We start from the raw sequence: 19,075 nt of genomic DNA, 5'->3' as shown, positions 1-19,075 counted from the left end.
TTTTTTTATTTTTTAGTCTAATTATTGCCTTTTTCTATGACAAATTTTTCAAGAATATTTCCAAATTCTTCAGCTCTTACTTGCCATGAATTAAGTTTAGCAAATTGAATCCTTTCATTAATTAATGCATTATTATCGTTCTTTAATTCATTTTCAATTTGGGTTTTAAAAAACTCCTTATTTTCAGCCGATTTCACCATCTCTTTAAAATCGTTTAAATTGGCAAAGTCTGTCATAACCACAGGAACTCCCACGGCTAAATATTCATTAATTTTAAGTGGATATATATTTTTATTAACCTCATCCATTTTATATGGAATAATGCCTAAATCATATTTTGATAATAGTTTAGGAACTTCATGGGGTTTAACCGAATTAAAAAATGAAACGTTTTCATATTGCAATAAGCGCTGTTTTATATTGTGGTTTAATAAATAACCTGTAAACTCAAATAGTACATGAGGTAGTTCTTTAATGGTATATTCCATTATATCTATATCAAACCTAAAATCTAAGGTGCCTATATAGCCTACTTTTTTTATACTATTAGTTGAAACTTGCTTTTTTGCGTGAGCGATAAATAACTCAAAATCTACACCGTTTTTAACCACATAACTCTGCTTATTTAGCTTCTTTTTTTCAGAGTTTAAATAATCTGATGTTGTTATGATACCATCAACTTTCTCGCAAAACTGCTTTTCAATATCAAAAATTCTTGATTTATGCCTTTGCGTATCCATACCGTCATAGCAATAATAGATATTCAGTAATTCATTCAACTGTCCTATCATTGGTAAGCCATAAATAGGGTTGTATGCGGTAATAATAATAGGATTGTCTAATTTTAATTTTTTAATAACTTTGCGAAGTTGAGTTTTATAAATAAATGTATTGATACTAAAAAGCTTTTTAAATATCGATTCATTACCAATAAAATCTACAGGCAATACTGGTGGCATTACTAAATGTTTAACAACAGATCCATTATCTGTTTTTTCATCAATTATTCTTTTTTTTAAACCCAGCATTCTCGATACCTGTGCTTTTTGTTTTCCTAGAATAGACATGAGAACATCTTTGACTGTAAAAGGATATTCAACAAAAACGATTTTGTTCTTCTCTGCTAATAACGATAATAATTGCACTGTTGATTTTGTGTACTCACCATGCCAAGTGGTTTGTGATATACAAATTATGTTTTTGCCTTCTATCATGGTTAATTATTTTTTTGAATGTTCTGCAAAAATTAATTCATAAAGTTTGAGATAATCCTTTGCCATGTTGTTCCATGAAAATTTCATACTGCGTTCTAGTCCTTTATCACAAAGTAATTTTCTATAAACATCATCATTTAAAATTTTGATAAGTCCTTGCGTAATTTCATCAGTATTATATGGGTTAATAATATGAGCGGCTTCTTTAGCTACCTCTGGCATAGACGATGTATTTGATGTGATAACCGGTACTCCGCAAGCCATAGCTTCGAGCATAGGAATACCAAAACTTTCTCTGAGCGATGGATATAAAAACACGTCGCATTGCGAATAAATAGCTGGTAGATCTGTATTTATGACGTAGCCTGTTAGAACAATATTATTAATAAGGCCTGCGTCATTAATTTCAACTAAAAGTTTATTGAGTTCGGTCTTATCATAATCTAGCATAACTAGTTTATGATTGGAACCTGTTTGTTTTAAAACATCTGAAAAGGCTTTTAGAGTTCCTTTTGTGTTCTTTTTTGGGTCTGTATTGCCAAGAAAAAAGAAATAGTTGTCTGGTAAATTGTATTTTTCTTTTACGCGTTGCAGTTCTTCTTTATTGGTGATAGGCTTAAAATGTTCGCTAACACCGTTGTAAATTGCTGTAAGGCATTGGTCCTCCCTCATTCCAAAAAACTCAGCAATCCGATTTTTTTCAAAATGGGAAACGGTAACTATTTTATCGCTTTTTTTGACCACCCAAGGGACAATTAATTTTCGATAGGCGTTGCCAAATTTTTGATAAGGAGTTGCACTTCCTGTCAGTATTTTATAATAACTGCTCTCCATATAAATAATATCATGCAAAATGGTAACCAATGGAATGTCACTAAAAATGGGAGCCGTATTACTGGTGCAATGCAAAATCTCACAACCATATTTTTTGGCAGCCTTAGGCAATTCTATTTGTTCCCACATTGGATAGGAACCGCCATCGAGTTGAATGATTTTAAAATTGGGTGTTTCCTTTAAAACAGTATTATCTTCATCTGGTTTTACAAAGATGAAGTACTCATTTTCGGTATCAATAAGTTGGAGGTTTCTTATCAATTCCAGAGCTACCATATCCATACCATGTTTTTTCTTGCGAAAAAGTCTCTGTCCTTCAATACCTATTTTCATACGTAGATAATATTTGTTTTTATTGGAATATGGAATTCCCATATTTTCATCAGTGATTGCGACTAATTTAAAGTCATACTCATTTCGTAATAATACGTTTAAAATAGTAACTTCTGCTATATTTTTAGTCAGTTTCTTTTGTGCCTGATGTGTGTTGTGTATGAATAAATGTCTTATTTGCTCCCTTTATTTTTAGTAGAGACAACAACATCATTAACATCCCTTTTGGTAAGCGAATCAAAGCCTTCAATGTTTTCAAGTTGTAAAAAGATGTGGGTACCGAAAAAACAAAAGACAATACACAAGCTACAGCTAAGACAATCCAATAATTAGTTAAAGACACTTGGTTATCTAAAAAGTAATTGGTTGAAACAAAAACAACGCTACAAAGCATAACAGCACCTAATAATAATACTCTAGGCGGTTGAATAAACTGAATAGCTTTGTCAAAATAATCTAAGTTTCCTTTAAATAGTAAGTGTTTAAAGGCAGTTAAAATATCTTTCCTAAAATAATGTAATTGTGCAGACAGCCATCTGCGACGTTGGTTTCCAAAAACCTCAGATTTTTGTATTTTTTCATCATATACAATAGCGTCATCTAAATAAACGATCTTATGACCTTCTTTTAGCATTTTTAATTCTATCTCTTTGTCAAAACCACCAACGGCAGTTACAGTTGACATAAGTGATTTAAAATAATTATATTTAAAAGCCATTCCAGAACCAATTATCGCTGATGAAAGCCCTAATACTCGATGTCCTTTTCTAAAAATATTATTATTTATTTCTTCGCTTATTGCATCGAGTACTGCCCAAGAGTTATTGGTGTTTTTTGCAGTTCTATGGCCTTGAACCGCAATAAAATCATATTCGAAAGCAGCGTTAATTTTCTTTAAAAAATCAGTTGCCATAACATTATCTGCATCCAAAACTACAGCAATATCATAATCTCTCTCAAGAGTAGCCATGGCTTTGTTTAAAGCTTTTGATTTTGTACTCTTATCAAAACTCACCTCAATTAATTGTATTGGTAAGCTGCTTAAGGTGTTTAAAGTTTCTTTTTTGAAAGAATCTGCTATGATAACAACATCATATAGGTTTGAGGGATAATCTTGCTGTAAAGCTAAGTTTGCCACCTCAAGAATTACCCCGTCTTCTTTGTAACCTGGAATAAGGACAGCTATTTTTTTTATATTCCCATTATCAGCATATTTTTTTTGTTTGTAAAATAAGCTTGCTATTGAAAATATTAAAATATATAAAGTCGCTAAACCCAGTAGGAATAGTAAAACAATTTGTATGATATTAAATAGTGGCATAATAAATATTTATTATTAACATGGTTAGGACTTAAGATTGATACAAATCCTATTTCAATTTTCTTATTTTATCTCTTATTTTTAAAGCATATTTTCTTAAAAATGGCAAGTGTTTTCCACTTTTTAGATTGTACATAAAGGACTCTGATTCAAAAATCATTTCAAAGTTAGCGGTACACAAAACGGGCTTTTTTGATATTCTATTAATTTCAACGGCTTGATTGTATTCACTTTCTATAAACAACACATAGGGTTTAGACATATACGCTTTAGCCTTATGATCGCCATGATTATTAGCACGTTGTCTAGCTTCCATATTGGGCAAGTCAAGCATTACAAGATCATTGTATTTAATATTGTTGGCCTGTAACCAAGTTTCGGTTTCTTTACGGTATTTTTCTAAACGTGAGGTTACAATAGTTCCAATTTTACTGCCGGGAATAAATAGAGGAGGAGCATTCAAAATAAAATCTATATATTTTTCTCCATCATCATTTTGTTCCGGTAATGGGTCAGCACATAAAACGCCATCAATATCAAAACAAGCTTTCTCAAGGGTTGTATGGTTTAGTATGTTCCATTGAAAATACCTTGGTAATGGCACGGTTTCAAAGTAATAGTCTACCATTTTTTCTTTACCAGGAATCACATATATGGCACAATATTTTATATCAAATTTATCTTCAAGATGCTTTAGCGTTTCTTTACATTCTATCATTGCAGAACCAGATGCTATGCTGTCATCTACTACTAAAACTTTTTTATGTTCACCAGAATCAAAAAACTGACTTCTAGCTCCGGCTTTGTAAATGTGCCCATTTAAAAACGAATCTATATCGGTATAAGGTCTATTAAGATATAATGATAGTAAATTTGCCGGAAGCATACCACTTCGTGGAACCCCAACAATTAAATCAAAATCGCGAGGAATTATACTTAATTTTTGAAGTATTATATCATTTAAATTTTTTATATTTCTATAATTCATAGTGTTGGGTTTAAGAGTTCATAGTCAGGTTTAGTAGCTTCTACATTATTGTGGATATTTACTAAAAGTTATGATTTATTTAGTTCGCGCTGATTTACTTCATTCTCCTTTTCAAATACATCGGTATTTAAAATTATGGCCATAGTGGCATAAATTAATAGAGCAGTTGGCATTTGTCCTAAAACTGCATTTCCATAAGATGCTACCATAATACCTGCCATTCCTGCTATTAGTGCAGATATTTTATATTTTAAAATTGGGTCTTTAATCTTAAACATAACGATGAGGCTTGCTTTTGCCATGACGTAAAAAAGGATACTCAAATGGAGTAATAATCCAACAATACCTTGTTCTACCCAAATTAAAACATACCAGCTATCTGTTGCTACGTTAGAAAGGAAAGCATTAGGTAAGTATTTTTGTGCTTTTGTACCGCCATGACCAATTCCTCCTCCAAAAGGTCTTGAGGCTAAATAGTTTTTAAGTATTTTTTGATTATCAAGTCTGACCTGTAAAGAGGCATCATTAGGGTCAAACGCGGTTCGCATTCTTCTAATTTGAGCATTTCCTTGACCAATTGATGTGTACGCAAAGAAAATAAAAACAAGTACCAAAAATCCAATACCTGCACTAAGGACCTTTATATTTTTACTTAACACAAAATAGGTCATAAATCCTGCTATAGGGACACTTAAAGCACCTCGCGTACCTGAAATAATCATTCCATAAATTCCTAAAAGCCCAACCAATATGAAAAATAATTTAGACATTAATTTATTTTGAGACATAGAGTAGATCAAAAATACAACGCCTGTATATCCTTGATTTGCTCCAAATTGTCCTGCATCACTGTAGAAAGAAAAGACTCTTAGTTTTCCAAATAGAATATGTGTTTTATAACTTCCTTCATTTAACCATTCTTGCTCTGCAAAGTCTACACCCAAAGTCATTTGCATAATCCCCTTTAATGTGGCGAGTACTGAAAAAAAGCCCCAGACATATAAAAATAGTTCTAATTTTTTGTTAGTATCAATAAACAGTAGTGTTAGTGGAACAAAAAGTAGTGGATAAAAGCCTATGCCACGTCCTGAAATCCAAGCCTGTATACTTCGAGCCTCTGGATTAATGATTTCAAAAAGGGAATAGCCAAACCATATAATACACAAGAATGTAATGTCTTTTTTTGCCGGAGTCCAATTTATTTTTTCCTTAAACTTATTCATGAATAAGGCTATATAGGTCAAAATGAGTATCCCATCTATTCCGAAACCTAAAGGCAATCCTTTTATATATCTTCCGATGCCAAGTAATAGAAAATTTAAAGCGATTGCGGTATAAAAACCAATTATTGGGTAACAGAATAAATAATATAAAAATACGGATCCAAACATTAGCGCTAATACTATTCCAATACCTATTATTCCTAATTTAACCACAAGGAGAGCGAAAATGAAAAGTACAGCAAAAAGCAATAATAAATATCCAGGTTTGGATATATTCATTGAGCCTGAATAATTTTCAAAGGGATTGATGTTATTATGTTCACTCATTACCTAATGTTATTTTCAATTTTCACAAAGCTTTCATAACGATTATGGGTTGCCTTATTAAAAAGCGAGATATAAAATAGTACACCTTTGCTAAAGATCTCTCTAAATGATAACGATAGCTCCTTGTCTAAAAAGTACATTCCCATCCAAACACCAATAATGGTAAAAAAGATAGAGCCTATTGCAACGAGAATTAGGGATTTAAATATTAAAATAGCTATTAAATCTCCAATCACATTAGCTAGTAGCATAACAAATACTTTAATGGCATTAATCTTAGGTTTATTAATGCTATCTAAGCCAACGCCCGTCATCCTATCAATAGGAAGTAATAACCCATAGACGGAAAATACTCGAACAATAGCAACGACATTAAATCCAGTAATAGGATCTGTTACTAAATATTTATGTCCACTTATTGCAATAACAAAGAATTCTGCAAATACAAATGTGACTAAACTTATACCCACAAATAGATACGTTAAGGCACCTGAATACGTATAAAACAAACTTTTTACTTCATCAATTTTATCTTGTAGACTAGCCTTAGACATCTTAGGAAATGCTGTTGCGACAAAGCTCCTCAAAGGAATTTGCTGTAATTCTGTCAGCTTTAATGGAATACTGTAAAGAGCAACGGCCGCACTTCCTAATGGACTTAAACTAATAATTAAAGTATCCACACTTCGTAATAGATTAGTTCCTATCAATGTAAATGTGGTGTATTTGCCAAAATGCAATAGAATTTTATTAGTTTCCACACTAGCTTTCTTAATGTGAAGAATTCCATCCCAACCTAAAATGAGACTAATAATTGATGTAGCCCCATTAACGATAATCAATGCTATAACCAATTGATTTAGGTTTAAAGTGACTACTAGAAAGTGCAGTAAGATTACTAAAAAAAAGAAACCACTATTAATTGCTTTAAGAACTAAAATTTGGATATACTTTCTATCGGCCTGTAGTACTACCAAAGCACTATTCCAAGGAAGGTTTAAAAATGCTAGTAGGGGATACCATGTGAAAAACATATTATATCCGGAATTTTTAATTGCCTCAGGGAATACTAATTTACAAGCAATCAGGATCACTGCAACTATAATTGTAGCCCCTAAACTTATTAATGCGTTAGAACCGATCAGTTTTATTCGATAAAAACCATCAGCTCCAGAAAGATACCTTATCAAACCAGTATTAGTAATGCCAAACCTAAACATTTCAATAAATGATCCTGCCGCAATAAACAGCACCCATTCACCAAACACCTCTAATGCTAGACTTCTGGCAAGCAGAGCAAAGCCTCCAATTCCTAAAATTGCAATCACAACATTTCCAGTTAATGAGAGGAAGTTATCCTCGCGCACAATTTTTTTAAGTATTTTCATCTACACTCATTTAAATCTGGTTTTTAGAAAAAAATTGGAACTTAAACATAGCTTTTATTTTCTTTCTAAACTTGCTTCTCTTTTTTGGAAGATCTCCTAATACAGATTCAGTTTCATTTATACTTACGCCATTCACTATAAATTTAATTTTTGAGGCAGAGGTTACTAATAAATTACTTATCGCTGATTGATCTGCATCAGTCCATATTCTATTAGAACGGCAAACCAGAATACTTAAATCTGCATGAGTCACTAAATCTGCCGGATAATTATTATATATTAATGCAGGTAGCTCGATAATTACAAAATCTGGATTGTAATTTAGAGAAATATTATTTTGTTCAAGTATGTCCAAATAACTTTTTGCTTCATAAAATAAATGGTCAATTTTATACGAATAGTACTCTGTTTTGTCTAAGTAAGTAGCAACGTCAGCTAGAAAAGGATTGTCAAGGTCTATTCTAGGATCTTGGTAACCCAAAAGTTTATTAATGATGGGAAATTTCCTTTGCTGTACAATAGGCTCCTGCTTGCTATCATAATTTAGCATCAGTACCTTTTTACCTTCTTGCTTCAACGTTTTGGCAATATTTCCAGCTAAAACGGTTTTACCTTCCATTTTTTGTGTACTAAATACAACTATGGTTTTTACTGGTCTTTCAGAAGGATTTGATCCAAAATATTGTAATATATTTTGAGTAATTATCTCTATTAGTCTTTGCTGAATGAAGGGTAAATTGATACTGCCAGCGTCTAAGATCATCTTAGGCATCATCCCTAACGATGGTAGTCCTAATTTTTTGCTTGCTCTACTAGAGTTTTTTAAAGTATCATCAAAATACTCCATCACTAAAATAATTGCTAAGGTTAAAATACCACCTACAAAAGCTGCTGCAATAATTAGTATTGCTCTTTTTGTTGGGTTGGGCGATAAGGGATAAAACGGGGGGTCAATCGCTTTTAAGTTGGAAGACATTTCATTGTCTTGCAATTTTAGTTTTGCTAAGTTTAGTCCATGAAGTAATTCTAAGTATCCCTGTTCTGAAACTGAAATTTCACGTTCTATTCTTTTTATATTGGCACCAGCTGGTGCATAAGTTGCATATTGCTCTCCAAATTTTTTGTTTTGTTGATCCATAACATTGATCTTGGCCTTAAGGTTCTCAGCCTCGACTACACTATTTATCCAGTCTGGAAGTACCTTACTTATAGGTACGCCATCAGTTGAATTTTGATAGCGGTAAATGTCATCAACAGCTTTTTTAATGTCATTTGTTAAAGATTCTCTTTGCTTTTTTAATTCATTTAGCTTAGACAGAAGATTTTCATTTTTATTAGGTTCTAAATTAGCTTCATTAAATGCTATCTGATAGTTAATATCCCCGAGTAACTTCTTTTTTTCAAGAACTTTGTTGTTCTCATTTTGTATGTATTCTTGTATATTTAGCTTTTCCGCAAGTCTTTTAGTGGATGCCTCCGTTCCAGCTAGTTGTGCTTTTTTATTATTATAATCAACCTCCATGTCCTCTTTTACGACTGCGACAGCTTTACTTTGTTCGTAGTAGTTGATGATATTATAAGACTTATTGAACTCAAGAAGTTTGTCCTCAGCCATTTTTAAATTATTATTGGCTAAACCTAATTGTTCTTCAAAATATTTAACAACGGCGTCAGATCTATTTTCTTTTATGTTTTTGTAATTTTTGATGCACACTTCATTGTAAATAGCCAGTGTTTGTTGACAAATACCAGGATCATTAACGGTGTAACTCATTTTTATTAAGTCGCTACTATTAATACGTGAAGCTTGTATACTTGATAATGCTTTTAATGAATAATGCTTGTCATCATCATAATTTAGTAACTCATAGATATAATTATCGTTACTGCTTCGCATTAAGGTCAATAAGCGCTGTACCGTTTTTTCATAGTTGTATCTGTTTATTCCAGGAGGAAGTGAATTGCTATAACCCAGACTATCGGTGTTTTGTATTTTGTTGTTTGAACCTTTTTCAACGTACTTATAAATTTCTTTAGGAATTTTTAATTGGAGTTCGTCAAATAATTTTTTTGAAATGTACTTCGGGTCAGCTTTAGATAACATCAGATGCGTAGTAAGCAGTCTCACAGCCACTTCTTCTTGAGTTTCTCTGGAGTTAATGATGTTGATTAAATTATCAAAAGCAATATTAGTTGCAAAATAATTGAATGTTTTATCCATTTCAACAGAAGAGCCAGTTGCTAGTCCGGTGTACAATACTGTTTGTGATGAATATTCAAAACTTGGTTTACTAGTAAGAACTAAAACCAATAGGGCAAGGAAAAGAGGCACTATAATTAATAGTGCTAAATGTTTTAATATTAATCTAATAAAATCAATTATTTTCATAGTTTTACTTTGAGTTTATTTGTAAAATGTAAACCCGGCCATGTCTTCTAAAAGTTTTTTCGCTGTTGTAAATTCAGATTTGGCAAATTCATAATCTACCTCCACAGTAGAGGCAATACTTGTTATTCTTACATACTCTGCAACAGGGACTATGCCATTGCGAAATTCCTTTTCGACCATTTGCATATTCACTTTACCGTCTCCTAAAGTCTTAGATTTTATTTTAAGTATTTTTTGTTTTAAGATTAAATCTTGGTACATTTTAATTACGGTTTGTCTGATTTCATCCTCTTGAAACTGCGCCATACTCTTTGCCTCATCAAGCTCTAATCTGGCTAGGCCTACTTGGTGCTTTCGATTTAAAAAATCAAAAATGGGGATTTTAGCATAAAGGCCTACACTATAATTAAACTGCGATGAGGTTGTTAAAACAGAGGTGTTACCTTGGGCATCGGCATTTGTTGAAAAATTATTCAGATTCCCGTATTTCGTATCAGCTTGTACGCCAAAATTCCTTGTCCAATAAATACGCTCTGATGCTAAAGTTGATTCCTTGACTCCAATATGCTGCTTTCTAAACTTTAGCATAGCATTGCGATTTAGAACAGAGTCAATAACAACCTGGAGAGAAGGCAGAGAAATTTCGTCTTTATTTTCAAAATCAGTCGATTGTGCCTGCGCAACATCAAACGAAAATACCGTTACCGTTAAAATTAAGATTATTTTTAATGTATTTTTCATGTTATTTTTTAGGAGTAAACCATGTTTTTTAAACTGATCCTTTTTGAAGTAATGCTGGAATGGTTCTTAAAATGAGTTTAATATCATACCAAAACGAATAATTATCTCCTTTAAAATGATCAGCATATTCATTATCAAGGCGCATTCTTTCTTCTTCAGACATTTTCCCGCCTTTTCCTCTTAACTCGACCTGCCATAAGCCTGTAATTCCTGGAGGAGCTAAAAATCTTTTTGATATATCATCGGCAGTTATTAACTCTGCTTCATATACGGGTAGTGGCCTATTACCCACAATAGACATATCTCCTTTTAATACATTGATTAACTGAGGTAATTCATCTATACTAGTATTTCTAATAAATTTGCCCACTTTTGTAACGCGAGGATCATCAATAATTTTAACAAAAGTTGAATTGTTTTTTGCTGCTTCTTGCTTTTGAACATTAAACCAATAATCACAGATGGTATGAGTATCAATATACATCAAAGGAGAACATGATTCACCTTCGGGCAACGCACTACATTTTGGGCAAGGTATTTCTAATGGATTATCTGTTGAAATTGTTGTTTCTTTTTTATATTGATTTTTTTCTTGAGCTAATTTTTTTAAAAGTTCGTCTGAGCCAGTGCGCATTGATCTTAGCTTATAAAAGTCAAATGTTTTACGTCCTACCCTTTTTGATATGTAATACACTTTTCCTTTTGATTCTAACCTTATTGCAAGTACAATAAGTAGCAGGAAGGGTGATGCAAATAAAAGTACAGAAGATGCAACAAAAACATCAAAAATACGTTTTGATCGTGGCATTCTGTAAACTTCGTCAGTTGTTTTTTGTGATATTTGAACTTTTGAAGGTTTTTTATTGCTACAAAGAAATTCTATCCGGCTTAAGATATCTTGTGGTGGAGTTACTGAAGTTATATAAAAATCATCAATTTGTTTTTTAAATGCTAACTTATAAATATCAACATTAAATTCCTTGGATAAAAGGATAAAAGGGATGCTATCAAATTCTTTATTTTCTCTAATCCAATCAAAAAGAAATATACCATTATTTCCAGGTAAGTTATAATCACAAACAATCGCATTAGGATGTTCGTGAGTGCTTAGGTAATTAGTGACTTTAACACTATTCTCTAAAGTAATTATCGACCATTTATTTTTTTGTTCCATGACATCAAAATATTCAGGAACGTTTCCAATGTATAAAATATTAAGATTTTTGTGCATGTTCATAAGGTCTTTAAATTAGGTTTTAATTTTAGTTGATAAATCCTTTACCAGTCAATGGCATAGTGAATTGGGAATAGATTTTTTTTAACTAATTCTTCTAATTCTTCTGGATTAAAAGGCTTTGTAAGATAATCTTGCGCACCTAGTTTATAACATTTTATTCGTTCTTTACTTTCTGATTTCCCTGAGAGCATGATGCAAGGAGTATGCTTTGTAAATCCACGTTGGCGAAGGTTTGTTAAAAATTCGTATCCATCCATCGTTTCCATTTGAATATCGCTAATTATTAAATCAGGGATATTATTATCAAGCCATAGAAGAGCATCTAACCCGTTATTAAGTGAAATTACCTCATAATTCTTGGAAAGAAAGTTCTCTAGCAAAAGACAGATACTTACTTCATCATCTAAAACTAATATTTTTTTCTTCATAATTTTTACTTTTAAGTATTTTAAAAATTATTATTATTTATTTTCTTTAACTCAAATAATTGATTTAAAGAAATCTATCGTTTTTATTAAACCTTCATCAAGATTTACCTTTGGTGACCAGTCTAATTCTTTTTTAGCTATAGAAATATCTGGTTGCCTTTGCATAGGATCATCTGACGGTAATGGTTGATAAATAATCCTTGATTTGGAACCGGTTAGTTCTATTACTTTTTGAGCTAACTCAAGAATTGTAAATTCATTTGGGTTTCCAACATTTACAGGCCCTGTAAAACTATCTTTTGAATTCATTAGCCTTATCATACCCTCAACTAAGTCGTCAACATATTGAAAGCTTCGTGTTTGATTTCCTTGTCCGTAAACAGTTATATCTTGATTTTGTAAAGCTTGAACAATAAAATTCGAAACTACACGCCCATCGTTTGGATGCATTTTAGGTCCGTATGTATTGAATATTCTAATGATTTTAATTTTTACATTGTTTTGCTTGTGATAGTTTATGAACAAGGTTTCTGCTGAACGTTTTCCTTCATCATAACAGGCTCTTTCTCCTATTGGATTAACATGACCCCAATAGGATTCTGGTTGCGGATGAACAAGTGGATCTCCATAAACTTCGCTAGTAGATGCTTGTAATATTTTGGCATTTACGCGTTTCGCAAGTCCCAACATATTAATAGCTCCCATCACAGAAGTTTTCATTGTTTTAATGGCGTTATACTGATAATGTATAGGAGAAGCAGGACATGCTAAATTGTAAATTTCATCAGTTTCTATAAAGAAAGGTGCAGTGACATCATGACGGATTAATTCAAAATAAGGATTATCTAATAAGTGTACTACGTTTTGTTTTTGTCCAGTAAAAAAATTATCTAAACAATAAACTTCGTTCCCCTCATTTAATAAACGCTCACATAAATGAGAACCAACAAAACCAGCACCACCGGTTACAAGTATTTTTTTTCGTGACATAATTTAGGATTTTACATTATTTTTTGATGTGTCAATACCAATACAGAAATAATCAAAGCCATTTTCTTTCATTTCTTCTCTATCATAAATATTACGTCCATCAAAAATTGCTGGTGTATTAAGTAATTTGCGTACAATTTTAAAATTAGGAATCTTAAATTCTGGCCATTCTGTAAGTATGGCTAGACAATCTGCATCAATTAAGGTTTCATACTGATCTTCATAATATAGAATAGTATCTCCAAAGTGATGCTTAGCTTCATTAATAGCAATTGGGTCATACGCTTTTACTATAGCGCCAGCTTCTAAAAGATTTTTCACTACATCTAATGAAGGGGCTTCACGCATATCATCTGTTTGTGGTTTAAAGGAAAGTCCCCATAATGCGATGGTTTTGCCTTTAATAGCTCCTTTAAAGTAATTCGTGATTTTATTGAAGAGTATCAGTTTTTGGTCTTTGTTAACCGCTTCAACAGCTTTAAGCACACGCAATTCATAATTGAATTCACTTGCTGTTTTTATTAATGCCTGAACATCTTTTGGGAAACAAGAACCTCCATACCCAATGCCTGCATATAAAAATTTATGCCCTATACGAGAATCTGACCCAATACCTTTTCTTACTTTATTTATATCGGCTCCAACAATTTCGCAAAGATTTGCTATATCATTAATAAAACTAATTTTTGTAGCTAGCATTGAATTTGCGGCATATTTAGTCATTTCAGCCGAAATAATATCCATAAAAATTACGGGGTGACCATTAAGAGTAAATGGTTTATATAAACTCTTCATTAAGTCTTCTGCTCTTTCGCTTTCTATTCCAACTACAATTCTATCCGGTTTTAAAAAGTCGTCAATAGCAGCTCCTTCTTTTAAAAACTCGGGATTTGATGCTACATCAAATTCTATATCAATATTCCTTTTATCTAGTTCTTCTTGTAATGCCTGTTTTACTTTTATAGAAGTACCTACGGGAACCGTACTTTTTGTAACCACTAGTAAGTAATCATTCATATGCTTTCCACAATCTCTAGCAACAGCAAGAACGTATTTTAAGTCTGCACTGCCATCTTCATCTGGTGGAGTTCCGACAGAAATAAATAAAACTTCAGAATCTTTTAAGGCCTCTGCAATGTTAGTTGTAAAACTTAATCGCCCCTTTTTCATATTTCGGGTAATCATATCTTCTAAGCCTGGTTCATAAATAGGTATAATACCCTTATTAAGGTTATCTATCTTATTACGGTCTATATCAACACACGTAACATCAATACCAACTTCCGAAAAACATGCGCCAGTTACAAGCCCAACGTATCCACTTCCAACAATTACAATTTTCATACTATTTAGATTTTTATAGGTTATTTAACTTCTAAAATCGGAACTTAATCAGGATTAAATTTCGATCTAAAAAATCAAATATTTGGTTTTATAAGATCAACAGAACATAAAAAAATATTTTATTTCGTAATCAAATATAATACAAAAACAATGCAAACATCGATGAAGTGCAAAAAAAATCGATAAGGCGTATTTTTACTTATAATTAATACTTTTTTTAGCGTTTATCATTAAAAAAGATAGTAAAAAACATAAATAATACCTGCTATGAAATTAACAGGTTAATATGAATAATCAACACTACAATTATACTAAAAGCTTCACAAACAAAATTTATATCGCGGGGTATTAAAATAATTTTGAGAGTACTATTAAATATTTAAATGAAAGCAAAAACAGTAAAATTTGCCACGTTACTAGCTACAAAAATAAGATTGACTTCATTGTGGTTTAACTGTTTTACGGCTTGAAAAGCATTTGAAAATTCAGCGAAATTATTCAATATCATATGAATTTATTTTCTAGTTCAAAGCGCAATGTAATTAGACTATAGTGAATAAACAATCGGCATAGGCACTCTATTCACTCACATAGTTATATTATTATCGCTTTGTCGTGGTTTTATCATCATTAATTATGCAATCCATTTTAAAATTAATTTTTTAGAGCTCATTTAAAAAACGAGTCATCGTATTTAATATCTCGTTGAAATTTTCATGAAGCGTATTATTTCCTTCAATTAAGTTTAATTCATGCTTACATGCTAATTCATAACTTTTTTCAAGTCCTAAAATACTAATTTTATGTTTGAGTTTATGCACATTATTGGCAGCTAAGTCGAAATTAGTTATTGCAATGTTATTTAAATAAGTATCTCTTTCTTCAGGGAACTCCGTTTTTATAACTTTAAGTATCTTATCTTCAAAAACTTTATCTCCCGCTGAAAAGCTGTTGAGGTAAGAAAAATTTGGTTCTTCCATAATTAATTTATTAAGTAAAACATTGTTTCTATATTTAATTTAGATTTCAGCCAAATTTCATTACCATAAAACTAGACATTTTTTTAGAATAGAAAGTCAAAAATTACTAAAAGAAATATTACTTTGAAGCTTTGCAAAAGTTTTAATTATTTATTCAAAAGTACTAAAGCTATGCCTATTACATTGTCTTTTATAACACTCCTATTCTTTGACTAAATCTTTAAATCCTAATTTAGTAGAACTTCTACAAACTTATTTCAAGGATTGCCTTTAAGCAACGGAATTTCGACGAGTTTCTATTTAAGTATAGATGAGTGTCTTATTGCTTTGGCTTAATGGTCTATTGAAAATTTAACTAAGTCTATGCCTGTACTGGCAGCATTTTTTCAACTAACTTTTTCAAAAGTTTAAGATAGATATTGTGGTATGACTGTTTCATGTTGCCTAAAAGTGGAGACAAATTTTGGTGAATCCAAGAGGTCAAAATGTATGGAAAAACAGCGCGTTGTGATTGTTTTAAATTTACTTTTATATAATTAAATAATTCTTTATGCGATTATCACGGTCTTTTTCTTCAGTTTGAAGGTAATGTTTTTTTACGTCGTGAATAGAAGATCAGTCAAAAACGGATTTTTTATTTAAGTCGCAAATACCTGTAAAGGTTTCGTCAAGTGTATGAAAACTTTCTATTTTCTAAGGTTTGTACTTAGCTCTAAGTGAAAGTCTAAAAAACATCATTTTCTAGTAAAACAGGACGTAAATAGATGTTTTTCAGTTCCGTTTTGCTGGTGGTCTTCGCCAAAGTTAGTTTGGTATAAGTGCCGTTTTAAATACCTTCTTTAGTTTTTCTTAAAAATTGAATGAATACTGATTGAAAGAACAGGAGGTTATTTATAGATATGGAATGAATCTCGAATAGATTTTGTAAAATTAGGTTTTGTACCACTAAATAGTAGAAAAGTTTGTTTTCTGTATACAAAACAGCAGATTCACGAATCATATGATCTGTGAATCTGCTGTTAAAAACTATTTTGTTGTAATGCAATGTTTATTTATTCCCCAGTAAACACGGCTTTTCTTTTTTCTAAGAAAGCAGTTGTTCCTTCTTTAAAATCTTCTGTTCCAAAACATTTCCCGAAAGATTTTATTTCGGTTTCAAAACCATTTTCACCGTCTTTATAATTCGCATTAATAGACTTGATGGCTTTGCTGATTGCTAAGGGAGAGTTCTTCATGATTCTTTGTGCTATTCCATTACAGAATTCTAAAAGTTCTGCTTGCGGTACCACATGGTTTACTAAACCAGTTCTGTAGGCATCATCAGCCGTTACCATTCCGGCAGTCATAATCATTTCCATGGCGCGTCCTTTACCTATTAATTGTGGTAAGCGTTGCGTTCCACCATAACCAGGAATAACTCCGAGCGATACTTCTGGTAAGCCCATTCTGGCATTGTCTGAGGCGATTCTAAAGTGACAGGCCATAGCTAATTCTAATCCGCCGCCAAGTGCAAATCCGTTAACGGCTGCAATAACTGGGATTTTTAGATTTTCCACAAAATTGAATAAGATGTCTTGGCCTTGAGCAGCTAATTGAACACCTTCTTCAACTGAAAAATCGGCAAATTCAGCAATGTCAGCTCCTGCGACGAATGCTTTTTCTCCGCTTCCAGTTAAAATAACCACTCGAGTTTCGTAATTTTTTTCTAACTCCTCAAATGCGTGATGCAGTTCTTGAATTGTTACTGTATTTAGGGCATTTAGTTTTGTAGGACGGTTTATAGTTATTGTTGCAATGCTGTTTTCTTTTGCAACTAGAATGTTGTTGTAGCTCATTTTAGTAATTTAAGAGTTAATTATAGGAAGTGACACCGTAAACCGTGTTCCTTTTCCATATTCTGTATCAAAGGTAATTGTTCCTTTATAATTTTCAATGATATTTTTTATAATACCTAGGCCTAATCCCATTCCGCTGTTTTTAGTGGTGAATTTAGGTTCGAAAATACGACTAATATCTTCAGGCTTAATCCCAATTCCATTGTCTTCAACAATGATTAACACACTGTTGAGCTCTTTTTTTACGGCTACAAAAACCCTTTTGTTTTCCTGTAGTTCAGGTATCGATTGGATGGCATTTTTGACCAAATTAGTGAGAATTCGAATCAATTGCGTTCGGTCTATTTTAGAAATAATTTCAGGGAATTCACTTTCAAATACAATGTGTTCTTCATTAAAAATGTCTAATGCTAGTTCGACTACTTCGACTACGTTCAGCGTTTCATTTTGTTGTGCTGGCATAGAAGCAAAATTAGAAAAAGCAGATGCAACGGCATTCATAGTATCAATTTGCTGAATTAAGGTCTCCGAGTAATCTTTCATTTTTTGTATGATGTCAGGATCTTCGGGATTGAATTTTCTTTCGAAGCTTTGTACCGTCAAACGCATTGGCGTCAATGGATTTTTGATCTCATGCGCTACCTGTTTCGCCATTTCGCGCCAAGCTTCTTCTCTTTCACTTTGCGCTAATTTGACGGCACTTATCTCGAGTTCTTCGACCATTCGATTATAAGATTTAATCAATAGGTTGATTTCTTTACTGCTTGCTTCTAATACTATTTTTTTATTCTTTTGGCTCAAACTAGTTTCGTTTATACGGTCTGAAATTGTTTTCAAGGATTTTGTGATGTACGTCGAAAGAAAATAAGCCAGTCCAAAGGCCACAATTAACATAAAGGTATAGACTTGTCCTAAACGGATTAAAAAACTGTTCAGCTCCTTTTCATAAAAGCCATCATCCTCTAGATAAGGTAAGTTCAAAACACCCAAGGGCTTGAATTTATCGTCTTTTATTTGGGTAAAAGAAGACCTGTTTTTAACACCATTTACGGTTTTAATATCTACGTATCGTTTTTCAATCGAAGAACGAACCAGTTTTAATATGTATTTTGGGATGGGCGGAGAAACCTTATCAACGGAAAAAGATTCTTTGGATGATTTTAAAAGCTTGCCTTCAAGACTATAAATATTTATTTCAATATTATGAATGTGCGCCAGTTCGTGAATCTTATCCTTGAAAATCAGATCGAGGTTTTCAGTAGTTAAAGGATAGGTTGTTGTCGAAAGAACGTAATTAATATGTTCTCTAACCGCATTTTCTTTTCTTTCCAGTCGTTCCTGATGGTATTCTTTGGCTTCGTTTTTAAATTGGATAATCGAGATAGAAGCTAACAAAATAGAGGCTACGATTATCAGTACGATCATCGAAAGAAAAATCCGAATTCGTAGCGACAACATCGATAATTTGAAACCTTTTAGCATTGTTCTCTTTTTAGTATTTCA

15 protein-coding genes are annotated in these 19,075 nt (G+C 32.1%); all 15 read right to left on the bottom strand.

Translation table 11 applies throughout. The features are described from left to right. Window positions 1-17 precede the first annotated feature (17 nt). On the bottom strand, window positions 18-1,214 hold the full coding sequence (locus BMW63_RS00695) for a glycosyltransferase (RefSeq protein ID WP_074720224.1): 1,197 nt from the start codon (window positions 1,212-1,214) through the stop codon (window positions 18-20). A 6-nt stretch (window positions 1,215-1,220) separates the two neighbouring features. After that, a complete protein-coding gene (locus BMW63_RS00690) occupies window positions 1,221-2,381 on the bottom strand; it encodes a glycosyltransferase family 4 protein (protein ID WP_074721109.1) in 1,161 nt (386 codons plus the stop codon). A gap of 124 nt (window positions 2,382-2,505) precedes the next feature. Beyond that, window positions 2,506-3,702: a glycosyltransferase family 2 protein gene (locus BMW63_RS00685; protein WP_074720222.1), complete on the bottom strand. Its 1,197-nt coding sequence runs from the start codon at window positions 3,700-3,702 to the stop codon at window positions 2,506-2,508. 49 nt (window positions 3,703-3,751) lie between these two features. After that, on the bottom strand, window positions 3,752-4,690 hold the full coding sequence (locus BMW63_RS00680) for a phosphoribosyltransferase (protein ID WP_074720220.1): 939 nt from the start codon (window positions 4,688-4,690) through the stop codon (window positions 3,752-3,754). Window positions 4,691-4,758: 68 nt separating this feature from the next. Next, window positions 4,759-6,240, bottom strand: a complete 1,482-nt coding sequence (locus tag BMW63_RS00675; protein ID WP_083380323.1) for an O-antigen ligase family protein — start codon at window positions 6,238-6,240, stop codon at window positions 4,759-4,761. Continuing rightward, window positions 6,240-7,628: a lipopolysaccharide biosynthesis protein gene (locus tag BMW63_RS00670; RefSeq protein WP_074720218.1), complete on the bottom strand. Its 1,389-nt coding sequence runs from the start codon at window positions 7,626-7,628 to the stop codon at window positions 6,240-6,242. Before BMW63_RS00670 ends, BMW63_RS00675 begins: the two co-directional genes overlap by 1 nt. Window positions 7,629-7,638: 10 nt before the next feature. After that, the gene (locus BMW63_RS00665; RefSeq protein WP_074720216.1) at window positions 7,639-10,017 is read right to left on the bottom strand and encodes an exopolysaccharide transport family protein; all 2,379 of its coding nucleotides are present in this window, start codon (window positions 10,015-10,017) and stop codon (window positions 7,639-7,641) included. A gap of 15 nt (window positions 10,018-10,032) precedes the next feature. Then, a complete protein-coding gene (locus BMW63_RS00660) occupies window positions 10,033-10,758 on the bottom strand; it encodes a TolC family protein (RefSeq protein ID WP_074720214.1) in 726 nt (241 codons plus the stop codon). Between the two features lie 28 nt (window positions 10,759-10,786). Continuing rightward, window positions 10,787-11,995 carry a sugar transferase gene (locus BMW63_RS18590; protein ID WP_083380322.1) on the bottom strand — a complete coding sequence of 403 codons (1,209 nt, stop codon included), beginning with the start codon at window positions 11,993-11,995 and terminating at the stop codon, window positions 10,787-10,789. Between the two features lie 41 nt (window positions 11,996-12,036). Then, the gene (locus BMW63_RS00650; RefSeq protein ID WP_074720210.1) at window positions 12,037-12,423 is read right to left on the bottom strand and encodes a response regulator; all 387 of its coding nucleotides are present in this window, start codon (window positions 12,421-12,423) and stop codon (window positions 12,037-12,039) included. A gap of 51 nt (window positions 12,424-12,474) precedes the next feature. Continuing rightward, window positions 12,475-13,413, bottom strand: a complete 939-nt coding sequence (locus BMW63_RS00645) for a UDP-glucuronic acid decarboxylase family protein (RefSeq protein ID WP_074720208.1) — start codon at window positions 13,411-13,413, stop codon at window positions 12,475-12,477. A gap of 3 nt (window positions 13,414-13,416) precedes the next feature. After that, on the bottom strand, window positions 13,417-14,757 hold the full coding sequence (locus tag BMW63_RS00640) for a UDP-glucose dehydrogenase family protein (RefSeq protein ID WP_074720206.1): 1,341 nt from the start codon (window positions 14,755-14,757) through the stop codon (window positions 13,417-13,419). A 662-nt stretch (window positions 14,758-15,419) separates the two neighbouring features. After that, a complete protein-coding gene (locus BMW63_RS00635; protein WP_074720204.1) occupies window positions 15,420-15,737 on the bottom strand; it encodes a histidine kinase in 318 nt (105 codons plus the stop codon). Window positions 15,738-16,789: 1,052 nt separating this feature from the next. Then, window positions 16,790-17,572 (bottom strand): enoyl-CoA hydratase/isomerase family protein, encoded by a 783-nt coding sequence (locus BMW63_RS00630; RefSeq protein WP_074720202.1) that lies wholly within the window; start codon window positions 17,570-17,572, stop codon window positions 16,790-16,792. Window positions 17,573-17,581: 9 nt separating this feature from the next. Then, window positions 17,582-18,997, bottom strand: a complete 1,416-nt coding sequence (locus tag BMW63_RS00625) for an ATP-binding protein (RefSeq protein ID WP_083380321.1) — start codon at window positions 18,995-18,997, stop codon at window positions 17,582-17,584. Window positions 18,998-19,075 lie beyond the last annotated feature (78 nt).

The organism is Flavobacterium frigoris (genome assembly GCF_900111075.1).
GTDB classification, from domain to species: domain Bacteria; phylum Bacteroidota; class Bacteroidia; order Flavobacteriales; family Flavobacteriaceae; genus Flavobacterium; species Flavobacterium frigoris.
The sequence above is the reverse complement of the archived record's forward strand: the minus strand, read 5'-3'. Positions and strand labels throughout refer to the sequence as shown.